We start from the raw sequence: 18,157 nt of genomic DNA, 5'->3' as shown, positions 1-18,157 counted from the left end.
ACGAGGACAGCAGTTGTCCTTTTTGTGTACAAAAAAACTGGCATTGATTTTTTATCAATACCAGAAAGTGTATACCCAAAATAACCCGACCTCTTCACTGTTTTAAAGGTAATACTGCACAGTAGCTGGCTAGCAGTTCAAATACTGATAGATCAGCATTTGATCAACCCCTAGTAGGCTAGCTTCGCGTCGACGAGGGTGGAAGACGAACTAGACAAGCTAGTTCTGCCCCACACTGCCCCACTCCCTTTTCCGATCGGCAAGCCATACTAAAAACATCACAATCAAAATATCAGGCAACGTATTTCCTACGGGAAGATCTACTAACATCAAGCAGCGGTATACTATAAAACCAACTAGCCATAAGGCAAAATGATTCCAACTAATCCAACGATCCTTATTGTTAAGGCGAAGAACAAATCGATCCATAATCTGAATCGCAATCATTGGAGTAAAGACTGAGCTAATGATGTAAAGAAAGTTACTAAAATTATCCATCGGCAAAATAATTGCACCAGCACTTCCAATAACGGTTACAATAATCGCCGTTAAACGTGAAGACCACTTAACCTTTAATGTTTGTGCAGAGACTCCTGCAGAATAGGCATCCATAAACGTTGTAGTGACTGTTGACAGGAGGACAATAATCAGGCCACTAATCCCAACGCCAGCACTAACCATTATTTTAGCAATATCTGTCTGCCCGGTTAATAAGGTTGCGCCAAGGCCGACAATTGCCATCCAACAGCTAATGACACCATAAGTGATTGCACTAACTCCACTCGCTTGGATCGGGTTTTGGGCAACCGAAGTATAATCGGAAATTAAGGGAAGCCAGGATAGGGGCATCGAAACGGCTAATTCTAATCCTTGTCCAAATGATAATGCCCCTAAATGATTATTTACATGTGGTTCAGCAAAGATTAAATAGCATAACCAAACCGTCAAAAGTAATAAAGCAGTTAAGGCAACGGTGTTCAGCCATTTTAAGCGACGAATCCCGATAATTAACCACACTATGATTAGGAATCCAATCAATCCGCACCATAGTGACCGGCCCAATTTCCAAAGACCATTAGCCGCTAGCGAACCATCATAAATCATGATTCCCGTCCAGCCGATCAATTGTAAAACATTTAGACTAGCAAAAAAGATTCCACCAAATTGGCCAAAACTGATTTTTACCGATTCCATCGCACTAATCCGCAACTGGCCACCGATTATTCCAGCAAGGAACAGCAACCCACAGCCAATCAAATGACCTAAGATAATGGCCACTATTCCCTTGGTCATCCCTAATGGTGCTAAGTAAGTTCCTGTCAGGATCTCCGCAATTGATATTCCCGCGCCGCACCAAATCATTCCATTTTCTACTAGTGATGTCTTATGTTGCATCAGTTCCACCATCCTTTTATTGATTAGCGAAACTTGATCTTGATAAAGAAAAATCGACTAGGCACCTACCTGATCGATTTTAAAATTCTTAACTGAATTCCCTCCGTTGGCATTATCCAAATCAGGTCCCATGGGTCGAAGATCACATCTTCCTCTCAGCCTGTTATACAAGCTCCCCGTTTGTGTTAATTATATTGTAACATTTTATTTCTTTTCCTGATAAATCCGTTTGTGTTCTTTTTGACCCTTTAATATAAACGGTGCTGGATCTGATTGCCAATCTAATTCAACATCGTCCGGGTTCATCCCCAGCTGTGAGTTGAACTGCTTCTCATATTCAGCAATTGAAACCTGATGACGATTTGCTAGATCATCCTTAACGTCACTCAGGTATTTTTCAAAGTGAGGCTGAAGAATTCCACTGTAGAATTCACCTTCTGCTCCAGAACCGTAACTAAAAAGACCAATCCGGTCCCCAGGATTAACCTGACCATTTTGCAACAATGACATTACTCCAAGGTAAAGTGAACCCGTATAGAGGTTTCCTACCTCACGACAGTACTTTTGACTTGCGGTCAGCTGCTCACGCATTTTGTCAGCAACCGGTGATTGATTGTCCTTAAGGAGTGCCTCCAGTGCCTTCTTCCCCATCTTGGTAAATGGCAAGTGGAAAGTTAAGGCAGCAAAATCATCCAGTTGTCGTCCAGTCATTTGCTGATAGCGTTGCCAGCACTGAAGGAAAAAGTCAACGTAAACATTAGTCGAGTATTTGCCATCCACATGTGCTTCAGTTGCGTAAAGTGGCCGCCAAAAGTCCATAACATCCTTTGTATATGAAACCGTAGTATCCTCAAGAGCCAAGATATGAGGAGCAGCAGAAATCAACATTGCAACTGCCCCAGCCCCTTGGGTAACCTCACCAGGTGTTTTTAACCCATAACGAGCAATATCAGCTGCAATTACTAGGACTGTCGACTGGGGACTCATTGCGACTAACCCTTTAGCAAACTGAATCCCTGCTGTTGCTGAATAACAGGCTTCCTTTAGTTCAACTGCACGGGTAAAATCATCCAGTCCCAAAAGATGTTTGATATAAATGGCACTTGCCTTGGAATTATCAATCCCTGATTCAGTAGCTACGATCACGGTGGAAAGATGTCTTTTATCATCTTTGGATAAAAGCTTCTTGGCAGCCGTTGCTCCTAAAGTAACAATATCTTGGGTTGGCGGAACAACTGCCTGTCGATCCTGACCAATTCCAATTGTGTACTTATCAGGTTCATCCCCCCGTTTACGAGCTAGTTCGCGTAAATCAATATACTCATCAGTAGTTGCAAATGCCATCTTATCAATTCCAATTTTCATTATTCTTCCCCCATTTGATCCATTGTTTGGTTTAATAAGTGATCAACAACAATATTTCCTTGGTTATTTGCGTGTCCCTTGGTCCATTGAAAATGTAACTGTTTAAACTGTGGTAGTAATTGAATAACCTCTTGCCACAACTCACGATTAGCAACCGGCGAACCAGCGCTTGTTTTCCATCCCCGGCGTTGCCAACCGTTTAGCCAATTTTTCATGATCGGATCCAAGACATAGTGTGAGTCAAGAACTGCAATAATTGGTTCCTCTTGCTTCCGGTTCTTTACTAAAATCTGGAGAGCATTCCGGAGTGCCATTAATTCCATCCGGTTATTCGTCGCGCCAAATTCACCACCAGTCTTGGTAAATTGCTGACCGTCTTTACTGATCAACAATGCCCAAGCCGCTTTATCTGTTTGCTTAACGTGCTGCCCCGGCTTATTACCGTGATTGCGTGAACCACCATCTGTATACAGGTAAATGATATTTGGATCATTTAGCTTACCATCATGATCTTTTGTTTGACTTTTATCATCGCCAGCAAGCCATTCTCTAGCTAACGACTTACTGGAAAAGCTCTTATACACCGCACCCGGATAACCATTAATTTCTTGCTGACATTCTGACCAGGTAAGGTAAATTCCTGGGTGCCGTCCTTTCCTAACTGCATATACTTTACTCATATCCACCCTCGAAAAAAAAGTAATATATTAATTATAACGAATTTAGTCGTAATGTGGAAAATGAAAAATCCCAGCATCATAAAATAATACCAGGAAATTTAAAATTACGCGTGCCATAAATGAATTCCAACCCGTTTCAAGTCACCCAGATCGAGATCATTCTTTATCATATAAACCGAATCAAGATCAATAAAGTGAACATTAGTATGAGCATTAGCAAAAGCTGCTGCAGCGGCAATGCTTTCAGGAGCCTCAATCATACTGCCAACTATGCACGGGATTCCTGCACTTTCACATAACTGATTAATCTTAGTTGCTTCGTAGATTCCGCCACACTTCATTAACTTAATGTTAACATAATCTGCTGCTCCAGCTTTGATTACCCGTAAGGCATCCGCTGGTGTAAATACACTCTCATCTAGCATTAGCGGAATGGTTGATTGCTGACGGAGCAGCGCTAACTCACGTAACTGATTTGCCGGTAGTGGTTGCTCAATAAAATCAAGGTTTAGATTTGCGTCAGCTAGTATGTTGAAAGCTCGCAAGGCTTGCTTATAACTCCACCCTTGATTAACATCAAGGCGTAATGCTACATCTGAGCCAACAGCTTGAGCAATCTGCTTAACACTCTCCACATCCTCATCAATGGAATGATCGCCAAGTTTAATCTTTAATGCAGTAAACCCACGTTGAACCGTCTTCTTTGCCTGCTCCACCATTTCAGCTGGCTTACCGATACTAATAGTATAGTCAGTCGCCATTGATTGTTTACTCCCACCAAGCAAATGGTTAAGTGACACGTGATAAATTTGAGTTAACAAGTCATAAATTGCGATATCAACCGCGGCTTTTGCTGGGCCATTTGCTACCACAGCAGTATGTAGTCGTTTCATCAGGGGTTCGACATTAGCTAGGGAAGAGTCAATCAATCGCGGTGCAATTACTTCTTCAATAATTATTTTAAGAGTGTCAATATTATCGCCCGTAACCACCTCATTCGGAGTCGCGGCACCGATACCAACCAACCCATTTTTCAATTTTACCTTCACCCGGATTGCATGAATTGCGTTAACCGTATGAAGATGAGTGATAAATGGCTGTTCCAAAGGTATCTCAACCACTTCAGTCATTATTTTAGAAATTGTTAATTCATCTTTCATCAAAAGCACCTCACACTTTGCCACGTTCAAGTCACTAAGGAGTTCATTATGCATAAAAAAGCGTTCATTATTTTATTATTCTTATCTTTTAGTCTAATCCTAAATATTAGCAATGCAAATGCTAAGCAACAACCTTTAAGAAGGATCAATCAGCAGCTTACTGATAACCTTGAAGAGCATCAGGAATATGCCGATAGCGATCCGGGGAATTATGATTATGCAAAATATATTCAGAAAATCTATTACCGTGATCGCAAAACAATTATCATTCAAGTTAAGTCTGGCTTTCAAAAAATGACCAAAAATGATAAGACCAGCATTAGCAATCAAGCCACTGCTCTTACCAGATCGGTTCAATCAAATAACGATAAATATCAAGTGACAATTAAGGTTAAACGGAATGAGAAAGTAATTGGCCTTAAAAAGCCGACCCAAAAGAACTATCAATGGAAATAAACCAGTTAAATATAATTCACCTTCATCACACAGAATAATTACTGCTAAAATTAACCTAAGAAGGTGAAAATGTTGAATGAAGATCAACAAAGATTAATTAAACTAAGTAACGGAATTGAAATGCCACGAATTGGTTTCGGTGTTTGGAAAATTCCGTTTAATCAAACCGCTAAAATCGTTACTAACGCAATTAAGAATCACTATCGGTTAATTGATACTGCTAAACAATACGGAAATGAAGAACAAGTCGGACAAGGAATTAAAGACTCAGGGATTGGGCGAGAGCAACTTTTTCTTACTACTAAAATTTTTAACGGGGATCAAGGAGACGTTAATAAACTTCGGAATGCATTTAATGAACAACTAAAGAAGCTTGGAACCGATTATGTTGATCTCCTTCTTCTTCACTGGCCCGTGTTTAATAAATATATTGAAAGCTGGCGAGCACTGGAAGCAATCTATAACGATAGACAAGCGCGAGCAATTGGGGTTTGCAACTTTGACGTTGACCACCTCCAAAATTTAATGGATCACGCTAATATCATGCCAATGGTCAACCAAATTGAGTTCAACCCTCGCATTCACCAGCCGGATACCGTTGCCTTCTGTCAGGACAACCACATTCAATTAGAGGCCTGGTCACCACTAGGTAATGGGCAACTACTAAGCAGTCCTGTAATTAGTAAAATTGCGAAGGAGCATGGAAAGACACCAGCACAAGTAATTCTTCGTTGGGAACTTCAACAGGGTTTCATTGTTATCCCAAAGTCAGTTCATGAGGAACGGATGCGAGAAAATCGTGATATTAATGATTTTGAATTAGATGCGGATGAGATGGAAGCAATTGCAATGCTTGATGAAGAGAAGCATTCAATTTGGTATGACAAGTATAAGTGGTCTGGAAACCCAAATGGTCGTGATGATTACATCGCTAAGCCGGGTGAATTTTAAGAATTTGAGTAATCGAAAACAGGCAAGAGATCGAATTAGTTGACGATCGCTTGCCTGTTTTTCTTTTTAGAGTGCTGTTAGGATTGCGAGGTAAACACAAGTTACTAAGAATAGGAGAAGAATAAATTTATAAACCCACTTCCAATAGATCGTAATTGGGATCCGTGAAAGAGCGAGGGCCCCAACCAGCATTCCGGCAGTCGGTGTAATCGCAGTAATTAATCCCGTAGCGGCCTGGTAAGAAGTAACTAACACACTCCCGTCAACGTGGGCAAATTGAGCTAGCGAACCCATAATCCCCATCGTTGCTGCTGCTAATCCAGAACTTGATGGGATCAGGAATGAGAGAATAATAAAGAATATAAAGGCCAGGATAATAAAAGCGGCTTTGGGCATTCCAGCTAAAGAAATTTCACCCCAATGAAGGATTGTTCCGGTAATCTTACCATTGTTCATAACAACTTGAATTCCCCGAGCAACCGCAACAATAATGGCAACATTCAGTAAGTCACTCATTCCACTCATAAAGGAATTGATAAATTCGGTTTCCTTAATGTGACCAACAAACATAATGACGACTGACATAAATAAGAATAGCATTGTAATTTCGTTAAAGTACCAACTACCCAATGCGGTCATATCAGCACCTAAGAAGTCGCCAAGGAACGGAATCTGGGTGAGCCATTTAGTAAAGCTTTCAAAGAATGTCCAGGACTTATTAATACTTGTCCAGGGAACTAACCCCACAATCATAATGATAAACGTTAAAGCAAAGACCCAGAGGACATGCTTTTGAACCTTGGTTAACGGTTGTGGTTTTGTCGTCCGCTGGTCAACTTCAAAGAACTTCATATCCGCTTTTCGTTGCGAATAAACTAATGATTTTGTCGGATCCTTTTTGATCTTGTCAGCATAGCGTAATACAAAAGCAATCGTTAAGGCGGTCACAATGATCAATAAGATAATCCGGGAACCGAGTCCTGATCCAGGAGAAATCTTAATAATGCCAGAAGCAACCCCGGTAGAGAACGGGTTGACCGTTGAGGCTAAGTCACCAACTCTAGTACCGAGCAAAATAATCCCGGCAGCAACAAGCGAGTCATAGCCGACTCCCATCATGATTGGAACAATTAACGGGAAAAATGCGAGAGTTTCTTCACCCATTCCGTATGTGGAACCACCAATCGCAAAGATAATCGTCAGCACAACAATTAAACGTTTCTCGTGACCCTTAGAATTTTCGACTATTGAACGGATACCGTCGTCCAACGCGCCAGTCTTATTAACAACTCCCAGGAAGCCACCAATTACCAGAATAAATAATGCAATGTCGATTGCTCCAGTAGTTGCCTTATCACCAATCATTCCAATAATTGGCGCCATAAAGATGTCCCAAATTCCTTGCGGGTGACTAGCAACCGTGTGATAGGTCCCAGAAATCATATTTCCCGCACCGTTAACTTTGTATTCCCCAGCCGGTATAATCCAGGTCAAGACTGCGATTAACGCAATCAGCAAGAAAAGAATTGTAAAGGCCGAGGGCATATGAAACCGATGCTTCTTTTGTACTTTTTCCTCCATAAGCTCACCTACTTTGCAAAGAATTCCTTAGCTACTTGTTTATAGAATTCGACTGACTTATAAAAAGTTTCAATATTCACGAATTCATCAGTTTGGTGTTGCGTATTGTTCCCTGGTCCAATTTCTGCGATTGCAAAATCACCTTTTCCATGAAGAAATTCCGAACCATCACTTGCACCAGATTGACCAATAGCTTTTACTGGACGATCCTTAAATATTTCACCATGAACTTTTTCCATCAGCTTAATCAATGGAGCATTCTTGTCTCCCGGCATTGCTTCTTCCGGAAAACTATAACGAATACTTAAATCATAGTCATCCTTCTGATTCAACTTCTCTACCAGATCATTTAAGGCAGCAAAGACGACCTTATTTGGATATTCAGGAATCGTTCGAATATTTCCCTTAATAATTGCCTTATCAGGAACGGAATTAATCTGTGAACCACCCTGGAAAACGGATTGAACATGGGTCAGCTTACCCAAAATTGGGTTTTCCTGATCAAACTGGGCCATTAACGGCTTTACCTGGGTTGCAAAATCAATCAGGTGATCAATCGCGTTAATCCCCTTTTCCGGTTGAGAACTATGGGCCTGCTTTCCTACTGAGGTAACAATATAATCAATGACTCCCTTCGACGTGTAGCCAATCTCAGTCATATCATTCCCCGGTTCAGCAATAATTAGACCGGCTAGGCCATCTGCATAACCTTCCTTAGTGAGCTGGGCCGCACCATACTCGCCCGTTTCTTCACCAACCGTACAAAGTAACCTAATTTTCCCAGGAACTGAATTATCTTCGAGCATCTCAAGCATACTGATAATTAAAGCAGCTAACCCACTCTTCATATCAGAAGCGCCACGGCCGTACAAATTACCATCTTTTATCGTTGCTTGAAATGGATCCGTCTGCCAATCAGCTTCATCCCCAGCAGAAACCACATCCTCATGACCAGAAAAGCCCAAAATCCGGTCACCAGAACCAATTGCCACTACCAAATTATCTCGTCCCGGAGCGTATTGAACCCGATCAATCTGAACTCCCTGATCTTGGTATGGGGCAAAAAGTGATTCAATATAGTCAGCGACTTCACCCTCGTTATCGTTTACTGACTTAATACTGATCAGCTTCGATAAAATTTCAATCTGCTTCTGTTTTTCCATGATGACCCCTCCTGAAAAAATATCCGTTAAAGTAATCGCTTACAATAAAATCATATCATACATCTGATATTCATATAATACTAAAATTATTTGTTATTAATGAATAATAATACATTATATTAAATATATCAAAATAAAAATGCAATTAAATGAGTTATTTAACATTAAAGCTTAGTCAACAAAGGAGTTCCTGCCATGAAGCCACCTGGTTAATCATCTTTTATCATCAATTAAGTTTGTTTTATCTATTACTTAGTGATAACATTAACATGTAAGCGATTACAAATGAATTAATGTTGGTTTCTATATAGAAAGGGTGTTTCTTTATGGGTGAACTAGAAGGTAAAATCGCAATTGTAACTGGTGCAGCTAAGGGATTCGGTCTTGCAAGTACCAAGGCCTTCATTGATGAAGGAGCTAAGGTTGTCATGACCGATGTTGATGATACTGAAGGTCAAAAACAGGCTGAACAATTTGGTGATAAGGCCATTTTCATCAAGCAAGATGTTTCTGATGAAGCTTCATGGCCAGAAGTATTTAAGAAAGCTGAAGAAACTTTTGGCCCAGTGAATGTTTTGTTGAATAACGCCGGAATCTTGCTGTTCGATAATGCTGAAGACGTTAAGATGGAAGACTTCCACAAGATTCTTTCGGTTGACCTTGATGGGGTTATGCTTGGTCAAAAGTATGCCATCAAGCACATGAAGGAAAATGGCGGATCAATCATTAATCTTTGCTCAATCGCTGGATTAATTGGGATTCCAAACCTCTTCTCCTACAATGCCGCTAAGGGTGCTGTCCGCCTGATCACTAAGTCTGCTGCCCTTTACTGCTGTGACAAGAATTACCCAATTCGGATTAATTCTGTTCACCCTGGATACGCTCATACACCAATGGTTGACGCCTACCCAGAAATGCGGGCTGATTTGGAAGCACTTCACCCGATGGGCCGGCTCGGTGACGCAGATGAGATTGCCAACATGTGTGTCTTCCTCGCTTCTGATCGTTCTTCCTTCAGTACTGGCTCTGAATTTGTTACTGACGGGGGTTACACTGCTCAATAAATATAAATCCTTAATTTTTAGCCATTAATACCAAAAATAAACTGCCACCCAAGTTATTAACTCAGGTGACAGTTTTTAAGTTACTGTTATATTTTACTCTTTATTTTGAATGCTTTTTGGCAAAAATACATACGGGTAAGGCAATTGCGCTGCTGATCAAACTAACAGCCGCAATTTTTTGCTTTTTAGAAAGTGGCTTTTTGGCAATTTTCATTAAAAACAGCTCCTTTATATAAAAATCCAATACCTTTCCTTCCCATACTTATATTCTAGTGTGAATACAGGATAATATAAACTGATATGCATTAGGGAGGTTTTTAATAATTAAGGCCTCCATTAATATGCTATAGTAAATATAATGATTAGGAGGAATGTAATTATGTTAAAGGCTTACAAATATTATTGGGAAAATGCATTTAAATACCAAGCAACCTCAACCCGGGCGGATTACTGGTGGGCAGTGTTAATGAATGTCATTATTTATGCTATTTTATGGCTTCTACTAGCCGCTTCTGGAGTTTCATCAATTGGCTCCCTGGTAAACGGAACAACCCAAGGACTGGGGATGGTACTAATCATCGTGGTTATCATGGGAGTATTCGGCTTTGCGAATATCTTCCCCGCAATTTCAATTGCTGTTCGGCGTATTCGAGATGTTGGTATCTCCGGTTGGTTTCTATTTGCCGTTTGGCTCCTTTCAGTTGTTTTAGGAAATGTTGATAACGCATTTTGCGAAGGACTAATGGCTGCTTTAGAAATCGTTGTATTGGTCTTCATGTGCTTACCAAGCAATTATATTAACAAGCAAGGTTGGTGGAGTCCAAATAAGGATAATGATCAAGAGATTCCTAGCTTACGGAATGAAAATTAATTTAAAAATGATCCCAAGCGTTGACAAAGAAGTGACGCTTGGGCTTTTGTTTTAAAGTTGATTCATGTAGAGACGATTTAGGTGACGGACGCCCTCGCGCGGCATTATCATCTTAAAGGGAGTCGTGAAAAGTTCCCAATTAACCTAAATATGATATTAAAATTAAAGCGCTTTCTATCCATTTTAACTATTTTGTGCAATAATAAACATGTTGACAGATAACTTTGCTAATCATAAAAGGAGATCTTAGTATGGTTGAAGAACAAAAAGTCGCTGTTATTACTGGTAGTAGTCGTGGAATTGGTAAAGGAATTGCCGAACAACTCGGTAAAGATGGCTATGCAATGGTTATTAATGGCTACCATAAAGACGAAACCGATAAAACTACTAAGGAATTAGCTGATAAGGGATTTAAGGTTGTTTCTGCACCTGGTGATGTTTCCAAGAAGAGTACTCACGAAATGCTTGTTAAGACAGCCGTTGATAACTTTGGTCGTCTTGATACTTACATTAACAATGCAGGGATTGCTCAAATTGGCAACTTGCTTGACGAATCTGCAGAAGACTTCCATAAGATTTATGCAACAAATGTTGACAGTGTTCTCTTTGGTATTCAAGCAGCTGCCGAACAATTTAAGAAGCAAGATGATGGTGATAAAATTCGTAAGATTATCAACGCTTCAAGTATTGCTGGACATATCGGTTATGAACAACTTGGTGCCTACTCTTCAACTAAATTTGCTATCCGTGGCTTAACTCAAGTTGCTGCTAAAGAATTAGCTAAGTTTAACATCACCGTTAATGCCTATTGCCCTGGTATCGTTGGTACTGATATGTGGGACTTCATCGACGAAAAGATGGTGGAAGAAAACGGCGGTGAAAAAGGTCAATACCTAAAGGCTGCCATTGACGGAATCGCTCTTGGTCGTGTTGAGCACCCATCAGATGTTGCTAACTTTGTATCTTACCTTGCTTCAACCAAGTCCGACTACATGACCGGTAAAGCAGTCCAAATTGACGGTGGGGTTCAATTTATTTAATTAAGTTTTACGGATGCGTCTACATAGAATTTTAAATATTACAATAGCGGCTTGATTACAGAATTTTCCTGTGGTCAAGCCGCTTTCTATTTGTATAAGCACGATTAAAAATTCAATTACTACTAATTCTTAAACTCATTCGTCGGTCCCAAATAATTAGAATCAATTCCTAACCATTTTTCATTAATTCGGCGAAGGGTCCCGTCTTTTTGGAGAACGCCAAGAGCATAATTAATTTTTCTTACTAGTGTGCGATCACCTTTCCTCATCCCCACAGCAACCCGATCTTGTGGAAAGACATTACTACCAATAAGCTTATATTGGTTAGTCTTAGCTAAATTTTTTGCATAATAACCAGCGTAAATCGTTCCGGCAAGAACCCCTTGTGTCCGCCCTGCTTTTAAATCCATAAAGGCAGAATTGTTATCCTGGTAGATGATTGGCGACCCGCTAATATACTTTTTCAGCAACTGTGGGTACTTATTAAAGTCAGTAAAAGCTGTCGAGCCTTCCTGAAGGCCAAGCTTTTTTCCTTGCATATCCTTGAAGCTATTAATTCCCGAGTTCTTTTTAACGACCAGTGACTGTCCAGAACGTTCGTAAACCCGGCTAAAGGCTTCCTTTTTCTGCCGTTCTGGAGTTGCGGTATAGCCATTCCAAATTACATCAATCGTTCCATTCTTTAATTCGGTTTCTTTCATTGACCAATCGATCGATTGAAAGTTAGCCTTTAACCCGAGCACTTTGCAGACTGCACGCGAAAGATCAACGTCATAACCAACTAATTTCCCGTTTTTCTGCCGAAAGTCCATTGGCACGAAGCTATCATCAACCCCGATATTGAGCTGACCTGATTTCTTAATTCGTGACCATTGATCAACGTGATTAGCACGGTAATTAGGATTAGCGGACTTTTTGCAGCCAGCAATTGGTAATAGAGCAATCATTATGGCTAATGTAATTAGTGCGCGAATAAATCGTTGTGTTCTCATGACTATTTCCCTCCTAAATAAAAAAGCCCCCCAAAGCATCATTGCTTTAGAGGACGCGAATGCGCGGTTCCACCCCACTTCTCGATCACCTCACGATAACCGACTCACTAAGTTCGTTGATTAAATAAAAAACACCTTCGCTACCACATTAATGGTAACGAGGGCGTTGCCGCGGTCCCACCTCGTCCTTGCTGCTTTCTCACAAAAACAACCTTACTAAGTTCAATCAATAAACTCTTGGCGATAACGGGCTCCCCGGTCATTCCTACTTTTTTCAGAAATTCAACTAGCAGATGTGTTTCCTAGAGTCATTTGGTTAGCATCCCATCAACCGCTAACTCTCTAAACAAAATTCCCTAGTACTAATTCTGTTGATCGTTTTTGAATATTGGTTATTACTATAGTCTAATTTCTTATAAAGTCAATAAATTTATTAAAATTAAATTAGAAATCTTTCAGCAATATGCTGATAAATCGTCGGTGCCTGCAAAAAATCATCAACTAAAAGGTGTTCGTTAATCTGGTGAGATTGGCGATCATCCCCTGGTCCATACTCAACGAACGAAAACGGCTTCTCAGCTAATGAATACCGAGAAGCATCGGTTGCCCCGTGTGAAACAATCACCTTTGGCTTACTTCCTTTTATGGCCGCAACCGTATCACTAACAAGATTGATGAACGGATCATGCGGATCAGTTACGACTGGTGCAAAGCTAGCAACTACTTTAAGGCGTAGCTGAGCACCCTGCTTATTCAATTGAACAATAATTTTTTGCAATCGTGCTTGTGTCTCTTCATTATCACATTCAGGAACAGTCCGCACATTCCCCTTCAAGTAAGCGTAATCCGGAATTGAATTTAACTGCTCACCACCATGGAAGACGGTTACCGAGTGAATCACCTTACCAAGGACGGGACTCGATTGAGCATCAGCAAAAGCAGTTCGTTCACCATCAATAAACTGTGCTAAGTTGGCTACCGCATTAATGCCTAAATCTGGACGCGAACTGTGCGCCGTCTTACCAAAGGATTCAATTTCATAATCAAACGAACCACAGTGAGCGTATTCAAGCTGGTTTGAACTGGCTTCTCCCATTATCATTGCATCTAAATCATTAGCATATCCCTTTTGCGTTAACAGCATTGATCCTTGACCACCAACTTCTTCATCAACCGAAAGGAGTAAGCGAACCTTACCATGCTTTGGCAGTCCCGCTTTCTTCATCTGAATTAAGCTAATGACCATGGCTGTTAGACCACCTTTCATGTCCACCGAGCCACGACCGTAAATATTACCGTTGACGATTTCTCCTGAGAAAGGCGGGTACTTCCATTTTGCCGGATCACTAGTTGCTACCGTATCCATGTGACCAGCGAAAGCCAGTACTTTCCCCGGTTGATTACCGATCTCAGCTACTAAGCATGTCCGATTATCCGCAAACTTAACCAATTTGCTATCAATATGATGTTGGGCAAGCACCTCTTTCAAATATTCAGCCAAAGATTGTTCATTGCCATTAACGGTATTAAACTGAATTACTTTTTGTAATAAGGCAATTTTTGCTTGGTCATCCATCGTCCCACTCCTTTCTCATTAATTTTTAATACTAAACACTGTACTCTTAATTAATGGGTTTGTAAAGTGTAATCAATTTTCCTTCTTATAAAGAAAATAACCGTGAATCGCTATTATAACAACGATTCACGGTTATTTATGCTTAAGGAGAGTACAGGATTTGAACCTGCGCGCCCGCTCTACACGGGTTCGCCGGATTTCGAGTCCGGTGCATTACCACTCTGCCAACTCTCCATGATTAGTCATTCGAAATAATTCCGAACAACCAAATTGTATCAAAATTGTGTTCCACAGTAAAGGTAATTATTGATTTGCAATATCATAAGTTGTCTTGCCATTCTTTGCTGTGTACATGGCTTGACTATCATCAGCAGGATTCATGATACTAAGTGAGTAATCATCCCCGATTGCCTTATCAATATCCTTAGAGTTTTTCTTGAAAGAACTTGTTAACTTACTCCAGCCCATTTGTTCAGCTTGACTAGGATCCTGCGCTAACTGCTTAAGTGCGTTAACAGTATCATCATCCGTTGGCGTTATCTTGTAGGTCTTGGTCTTACTATCAAAAGAAACGTCACCAAACTTGGAATATCCCTTTTGGAGCTGCCGCAAGATTGCCATTTCCTTATTTTCTTGAGAAGCTGAACCAGTTCCTGAACCGATATTAGCCTTATTAGAAAATGATGACATGCTCCCACTATTACTTGTAACCTGAGAAGATTGAGCTTCAGATGAAGAATGTTGCTTACTTCGGTTAAATGCTGGAAGGTTCATTACACCATATATTACAGCAGCTAAGCTAAGAACAACGATGATCGTTCCACCCTTCCATTCACGGTATTGTTGCCATGAATTAGCAAGGTAAAAACCACCTAAGATTAACATTAAGCCACCAAAAACAATCAAGAAAATCATTAATAAATACCCCTATTTTTGATACTAAAACTCCATTAATGCTTTCATATCATAGTCTTTAATCTTTTCCCGACCATGTAAATCTTTCAATTCGATTAAGAAGGCACAACCAACGACAATTCCACCAAGTTCTTCAACCATTTTAATAGTTGCGGAAATGGTACCACCAGTAGCCAAGAGATCATCAACAACTAATACCCGTTGACCTGGCTTAATAGAATCAGCTTCCATTTGTAGAGTTGCTTCGCCGTATTCCAGATCATAGGTGGCACTAACAGCTTTCCGGGGAAGCTTGCCCTTTTTTCGTGCTGGTGCAAACCCAACTTGTAGTTCACGAGCAATTGGACAACCAACGATAAAGCCCCGTGCTTCTGGTCCCACAACCATATCAACCTTTTTGTCCTTAGCGTATTCACAAAGCTCGTCAGTTGCTTGCTTAAATGCTGCACCATTAGCCATTAATGGTAAAATATCCCGAAAAATTACACCCTTTTCAGGAAAATCTGGGACACTCGCAACGTACTTGTAGAGGTCTAAAGTCATAAGAAAAAATTGTCTCCTTTAATGTATGTTTAGACAGTTCAATACCCACTTTGCCAGAGCTTTGCTATCACTAAATAACAGCACTTGTTCCGCCTGATATTGAGCAACGCGCTGCTGGTATGGGCTTGTTTCTTTTATGTCAGTTTTGTTTACATCACTGACAGGTTTTAAAATACCATCTTTTATTGTAACAAATCCAGCTGCAGAAAACACTCTTATCATAAAAATTAATCGTTCGGCATTAATTTTTAACCGGGAACTTAACTGGTTTAATTGTCGATTTAGATCAATTTGTGTCGTCCCGATCACTAACCGATATAAACGAGCAAATTCATCTCGAACGGGCATCCCGCTTAAATACACGCTGTGAGGCTGAAAAAGCAGTAGCCGAATCATCGAGGGCGCCTGCTGATCATCACTAAATAATTTTTCAAATTCTTCGAGGTTCGCTGGGCAATCAACAATCGTTACTCGTTGAGCAGAAAAGTCAGTCTTGGCTGCTTCATCAGGTGATAATGCACTCCCCTCTGGTAAATGTGGCTGAATATTATCACGAAGCTTTTTGTCAAATGCAATATAATATCCCGCTTCATTAAAGAGTTGCGGATTTAATTTATTGGTTCGTTGATCAATAATTACTGGATTATCGATACTAATATCCTCCAACATCAACTGAACCGTTCGTTTTCCTCGCCACTCATTAATTGAGAGCTTAACTGCCAGCTTAATTTGGCTGGCCATCGCTGCTTTTAAAACTGTAGCAAGTTTCCCCTTACCAAACGCAATTACCGTAACCTGAGACTGTGGATCGCCCACCATAAATTTCAGGTGTGAGTTATCCTTGCCCATAGTGACAATACTATTAATTTGCTCCGGTTGTAATTCAAAAACTGGCTGTTCATTTCCCGGACCGAACGGCGAAAGGCTTACTAATTGATCATATAATTGCATATTTACTTCAGTAGGACTAATCGAAGCTGCAATTTCCAATGGCTGCTTTTGCTGACCATCAAAATGCTGATTTTCCGCCTCACTGATTAAGACACTTCGTAATTTTTTGACATTTTCAGTCGCAAAACTTAAACCACAAGCAGCCGGATGACCACCGAATGAAGTCATTAGATCTCGATGACCATCCAAGGCGGCAAACAAGTTAAAGCCATCTACGCTTCGGCCAGAACCCTTAGCAATTTTCTGGTCGTCATTTGTACTGGCTACAATGGTTGGTTTCCCTGTTTGGTCCATTAAGCGACTAGCAACAATTCCTAAAACTCCCTGATGCCAGTCATGACCAACCACCAACAATACCGGTTGATCCTGAGGTAGCCGCTCAACCTGTTGCTGAGCTTCTCCCATGATCTCATTCACCAGTTCCTGCCGCTTACTATTAGCTTGATCAACAGCCTTTGCCAATTTAGTTGCGCGATCCTCATCAAGAGTCGTTAACAGTTCAACTCCCTCATTAGCATCAGCAATCCGGCCCAGCGCGTTTAATCGTGGGGCAATTACAAAACCGATATCCTGATCAGTCAGGGACTGTTCACTAATTCCTGCTTCTTTAACTAACGCATGTAGTCCCGGACGCATCCCCTGGCGGAGTTCTTGAATCCCCATCATAATTAACGGTCGGTTCTCATCGCTAACACTAACGACATCAGCAATTTCACCAATTGCAACCAGATCAAGCAGCTCTTCTGGAAATTCATCCAGCAACGCCCATGCTACTTTAAACGCTACGCCAACCCCAGATAGATCAGCAAACGGGTAATTACTCCCCGGATAACGCGGATGCACAATTGCGTATGCATTAGGTAAGTCTTCAGGCATCTCGTGGTGGTCCGTTACAATCACGTCGATCCCCTGCTTGATAACCGGATCGATGACTGCCTTACCGCTTACCCCGTTATCAACGGTGATGATCAATTTTGTTCCCTGATCGATTATTTTCTGATATGCTTCTGCGTTTGGCCCATAGCCGTCACGAAAACGGTTAGGAACATAATAATTAACATTAGCGCCAACATCCTGCAAGACTTCATACATTAAGGCGGTACTGGTAATCCCATCAGCATCATAATCACCGTAAACGGTTATTTGTTCCCCTGCCGCTACCGCTTCTTGAATCCGTTCAACAGCCTTATCCATGTCATGAAGCTGATGTGGATCATGAACTACTTGCATCGACGGTTGAATAAAACGATGAGCTTCTTCCGGAGTAGTAATTCCCCGCTCTGCTAATAAGCGTGCAATCACAGGATTAATCCCTAATTTTTGACTCAGCTGCTCCACTATTTGCTTATCTGGTACTGCTATCCGTTGCCAATCATACTGTGCTTCTACCATTCAAATCACCATTCGTTTTTAAAATCAAGAGAGGAGTGAGACTGACAATTTTATCGTCCCAC

At 40.8% G+C, this 18,157-nt stretch carries 16 protein-coding genes, 1 tRNA gene, 1 riboswitch and 1 other annotated feature; of the genes, 5 read left to right on the top strand and 12 right to left on the bottom strand.

The annotated features are described in order from the left end of the window. Window positions 1-219: 219 nt before the first annotated feature. The 4 genes from cytX to MR181_RS07435 all read right to left on the bottom strand — a co-directional run bounded on the left by cytX (window position 220) and on the right by MR181_RS07435 (window position 4,600). Window positions 220-1,395: a putative hydroxymethylpyrimidine transporter CytX gene (cytX, locus tag MR181_RS07450; protein ID WP_242336621.1), complete on the bottom strand. Its 1,176-nt coding sequence runs from the start codon at window positions 1,393-1,395 to the stop codon at window positions 220-222. A gap of 81 nt (window positions 1,396-1,476) precedes the next feature. Next, window positions 1,477-1,584, bottom strand: a riboswitch (TPP riboswitch). Between the two features lie 15 nt (window positions 1,585-1,599). After that, window positions 1,600-2,760, bottom strand: coding sequence for a hydroxymethylglutaryl-CoA synthase (locus MR181_RS07445; protein WP_242336618.1), 1,161 nt, complete (start codon window positions 2,758-2,760; stop codon window positions 1,600-1,602). Continuing rightward, window positions 2,760-3,440: a ribonuclease H family protein gene (locus MR181_RS07440; protein WP_242336615.1), complete on the bottom strand. Its 681-nt coding sequence runs from the start codon at window positions 3,438-3,440 to the stop codon at window positions 2,760-2,762. Before MR181_RS07440 ends, MR181_RS07445 begins: the two co-directional genes overlap by 1 nt. 104 nt (window positions 3,441-3,544) lie before the next feature. Next, on the bottom strand, window positions 3,545-4,600 hold the full coding sequence (locus MR181_RS07435) for a dipeptide epimerase (protein WP_242336612.1): 1,056 nt from the start codon (window positions 4,598-4,600) through the stop codon (window positions 3,545-3,547). Between the two features lie 48 nt (window positions 4,601-4,648). Between MR181_RS07435 and MR181_RS07430 the strand changes: the two genes are divergently transcribed. Continuing rightward, window positions 4,649-5,056, top strand: a complete 408-nt coding sequence (locus MR181_RS07430; RefSeq protein ID WP_242336609.1) for a hypothetical protein — start codon at window positions 4,649-4,651, stop codon at window positions 5,054-5,056. Window positions 5,057-5,125: 69 nt separating this feature from the next. Further along, on the top strand, window positions 5,126-6,007 hold the full coding sequence (locus tag MR181_RS07425; protein ID WP_242336606.1) for an aldo/keto reductase: 882 nt from the start codon (window positions 5,126-5,128) through the stop codon (window positions 6,005-6,007). 66 nt (window positions 6,008-6,073) lie between these two features. Here the strand turns inward: MR181_RS07425 and MR181_RS07420 are convergent, their stop codons facing one another. After that, window positions 6,074-7,588, bottom strand: coding sequence for a YfcC family protein (locus MR181_RS07420; RefSeq protein ID WP_242336603.1), 1,515 nt, complete (start codon window positions 7,586-7,588; stop codon window positions 6,074-6,076). Window positions 7,589-7,596: 8 nt separating this feature from the next. Then, window positions 7,597-8,751 (bottom strand): ArgE/DapE family deacylase, encoded by a 1,155-nt coding sequence (locus MR181_RS07415; protein ID WP_242336600.1) that lies wholly within the window; start codon window positions 8,749-8,751, stop codon window positions 7,597-7,599. A gap of 326 nt (window positions 8,752-9,077) precedes the next feature. Here MR181_RS07415 and MR181_RS07410 point away from each other — a divergent pair, with 326 nt between their 5' ends. The 3 genes from MR181_RS07410 (at window position 9,078) to MR181_RS07400 (ending at window position 11,726) form a co-directional block, all read left to right on the top strand. Continuing rightward, window positions 9,078-9,815 carry a glucose 1-dehydrogenase gene (locus MR181_RS07410; protein ID WP_242336599.1) on the top strand — a complete coding sequence of 246 codons (738 nt, stop codon included), beginning with the start codon at window positions 9,078-9,080 and terminating at the stop codon, window positions 9,813-9,815. A gap of 379 nt (window positions 9,816-10,194) precedes the next feature. Beyond that, window positions 10,195-10,686 carry a DUF805 domain-containing protein gene (locus tag MR181_RS07405; protein WP_242336596.1) on the top strand — a complete coding sequence of 164 codons (492 nt, stop codon included), beginning with the start codon at window positions 10,195-10,197 and terminating at the stop codon, window positions 10,684-10,686. Between the two features lie 251 nt (window positions 10,687-10,937). Continuing rightward, window positions 10,938-11,726, top strand: coding sequence for an acetoin reductase (locus MR181_RS07400; protein ID WP_242336593.1), 789 nt, complete (start codon window positions 10,938-10,940; stop codon window positions 11,724-11,726). Window positions 11,727-11,848: 122 nt separating this feature from the next. On the opposite strand, the gene MR181_RS07395 is transcribed toward MR181_RS07400, so the two are convergent. From MR181_RS07395 to recJ, 6 genes are all read right to left on the bottom strand, one after another. Beyond that, window positions 11,849-12,673: an amino acid ABC transporter substrate-binding protein gene (locus MR181_RS07395; protein ID WP_242336624.1), complete on the bottom strand. Its 825-nt coding sequence runs from the start codon at window positions 12,671-12,673 to the stop codon at window positions 11,849-11,851. Between the two features lie 91 nt (window positions 12,674-12,764). Continuing rightward, window positions 12,765-13,103, bottom strand: a binding site (T-box leader). Window positions 13,104-13,157: 54 nt separating this feature from the next. After that, window positions 13,158-14,294, bottom strand: a complete 1,137-nt coding sequence (locus tag MR181_RS07390) for an ArgE/DapE family deacylase (RefSeq protein WP_242336590.1) — start codon at window positions 14,292-14,294, stop codon at window positions 13,158-13,160. 145 nt (window positions 14,295-14,439) lie between these two features. Further along, a tRNA-Ser gene (locus MR181_RS07385) sits at window positions 14,440-14,528 on the bottom strand. Window positions 14,529-14,597: 69 nt separating this feature from the next. Then, on the bottom strand, window positions 14,598-15,209 hold the full coding sequence (locus MR181_RS07380; RefSeq protein WP_242336587.1) for a DUF308 domain-containing protein: 612 nt from the start codon (window positions 15,207-15,209) through the stop codon (window positions 14,598-14,600). 24 nt (window positions 15,210-15,233) lie between these two features. After that, window positions 15,234-15,752 (bottom strand): adenine phosphoribosyltransferase, encoded by a 519-nt coding sequence (locus tag MR181_RS07375; protein WP_102169079.1) that lies wholly within the window; start codon window positions 15,750-15,752, stop codon window positions 15,234-15,236. An 18-nt stretch (window positions 15,753-15,770) separates the two neighbouring features. Continuing rightward, on the bottom strand, window positions 15,771-18,095 hold the full coding sequence (gene recJ, locus MR181_RS07370; protein WP_242336585.1) for a single-stranded-DNA-specific exonuclease RecJ: 2,325 nt from the start codon (window positions 18,093-18,095) through the stop codon (window positions 15,771-15,773). Window positions 18,096-18,157 lie beyond the last annotated feature (62 nt).

The organism is Limosilactobacillus urinaemulieris, from assembly GCF_932750685.1.
GTDB lineage: Bacteria > Bacillota > Bacilli > Lactobacillales > Lactobacillaceae > Limosilactobacillus > Limosilactobacillus urinaemulieris.
The sequence above is the reverse complement of the archived record's forward strand: the minus strand, read 5'-3'. Positions and strand labels throughout refer to the sequence as shown.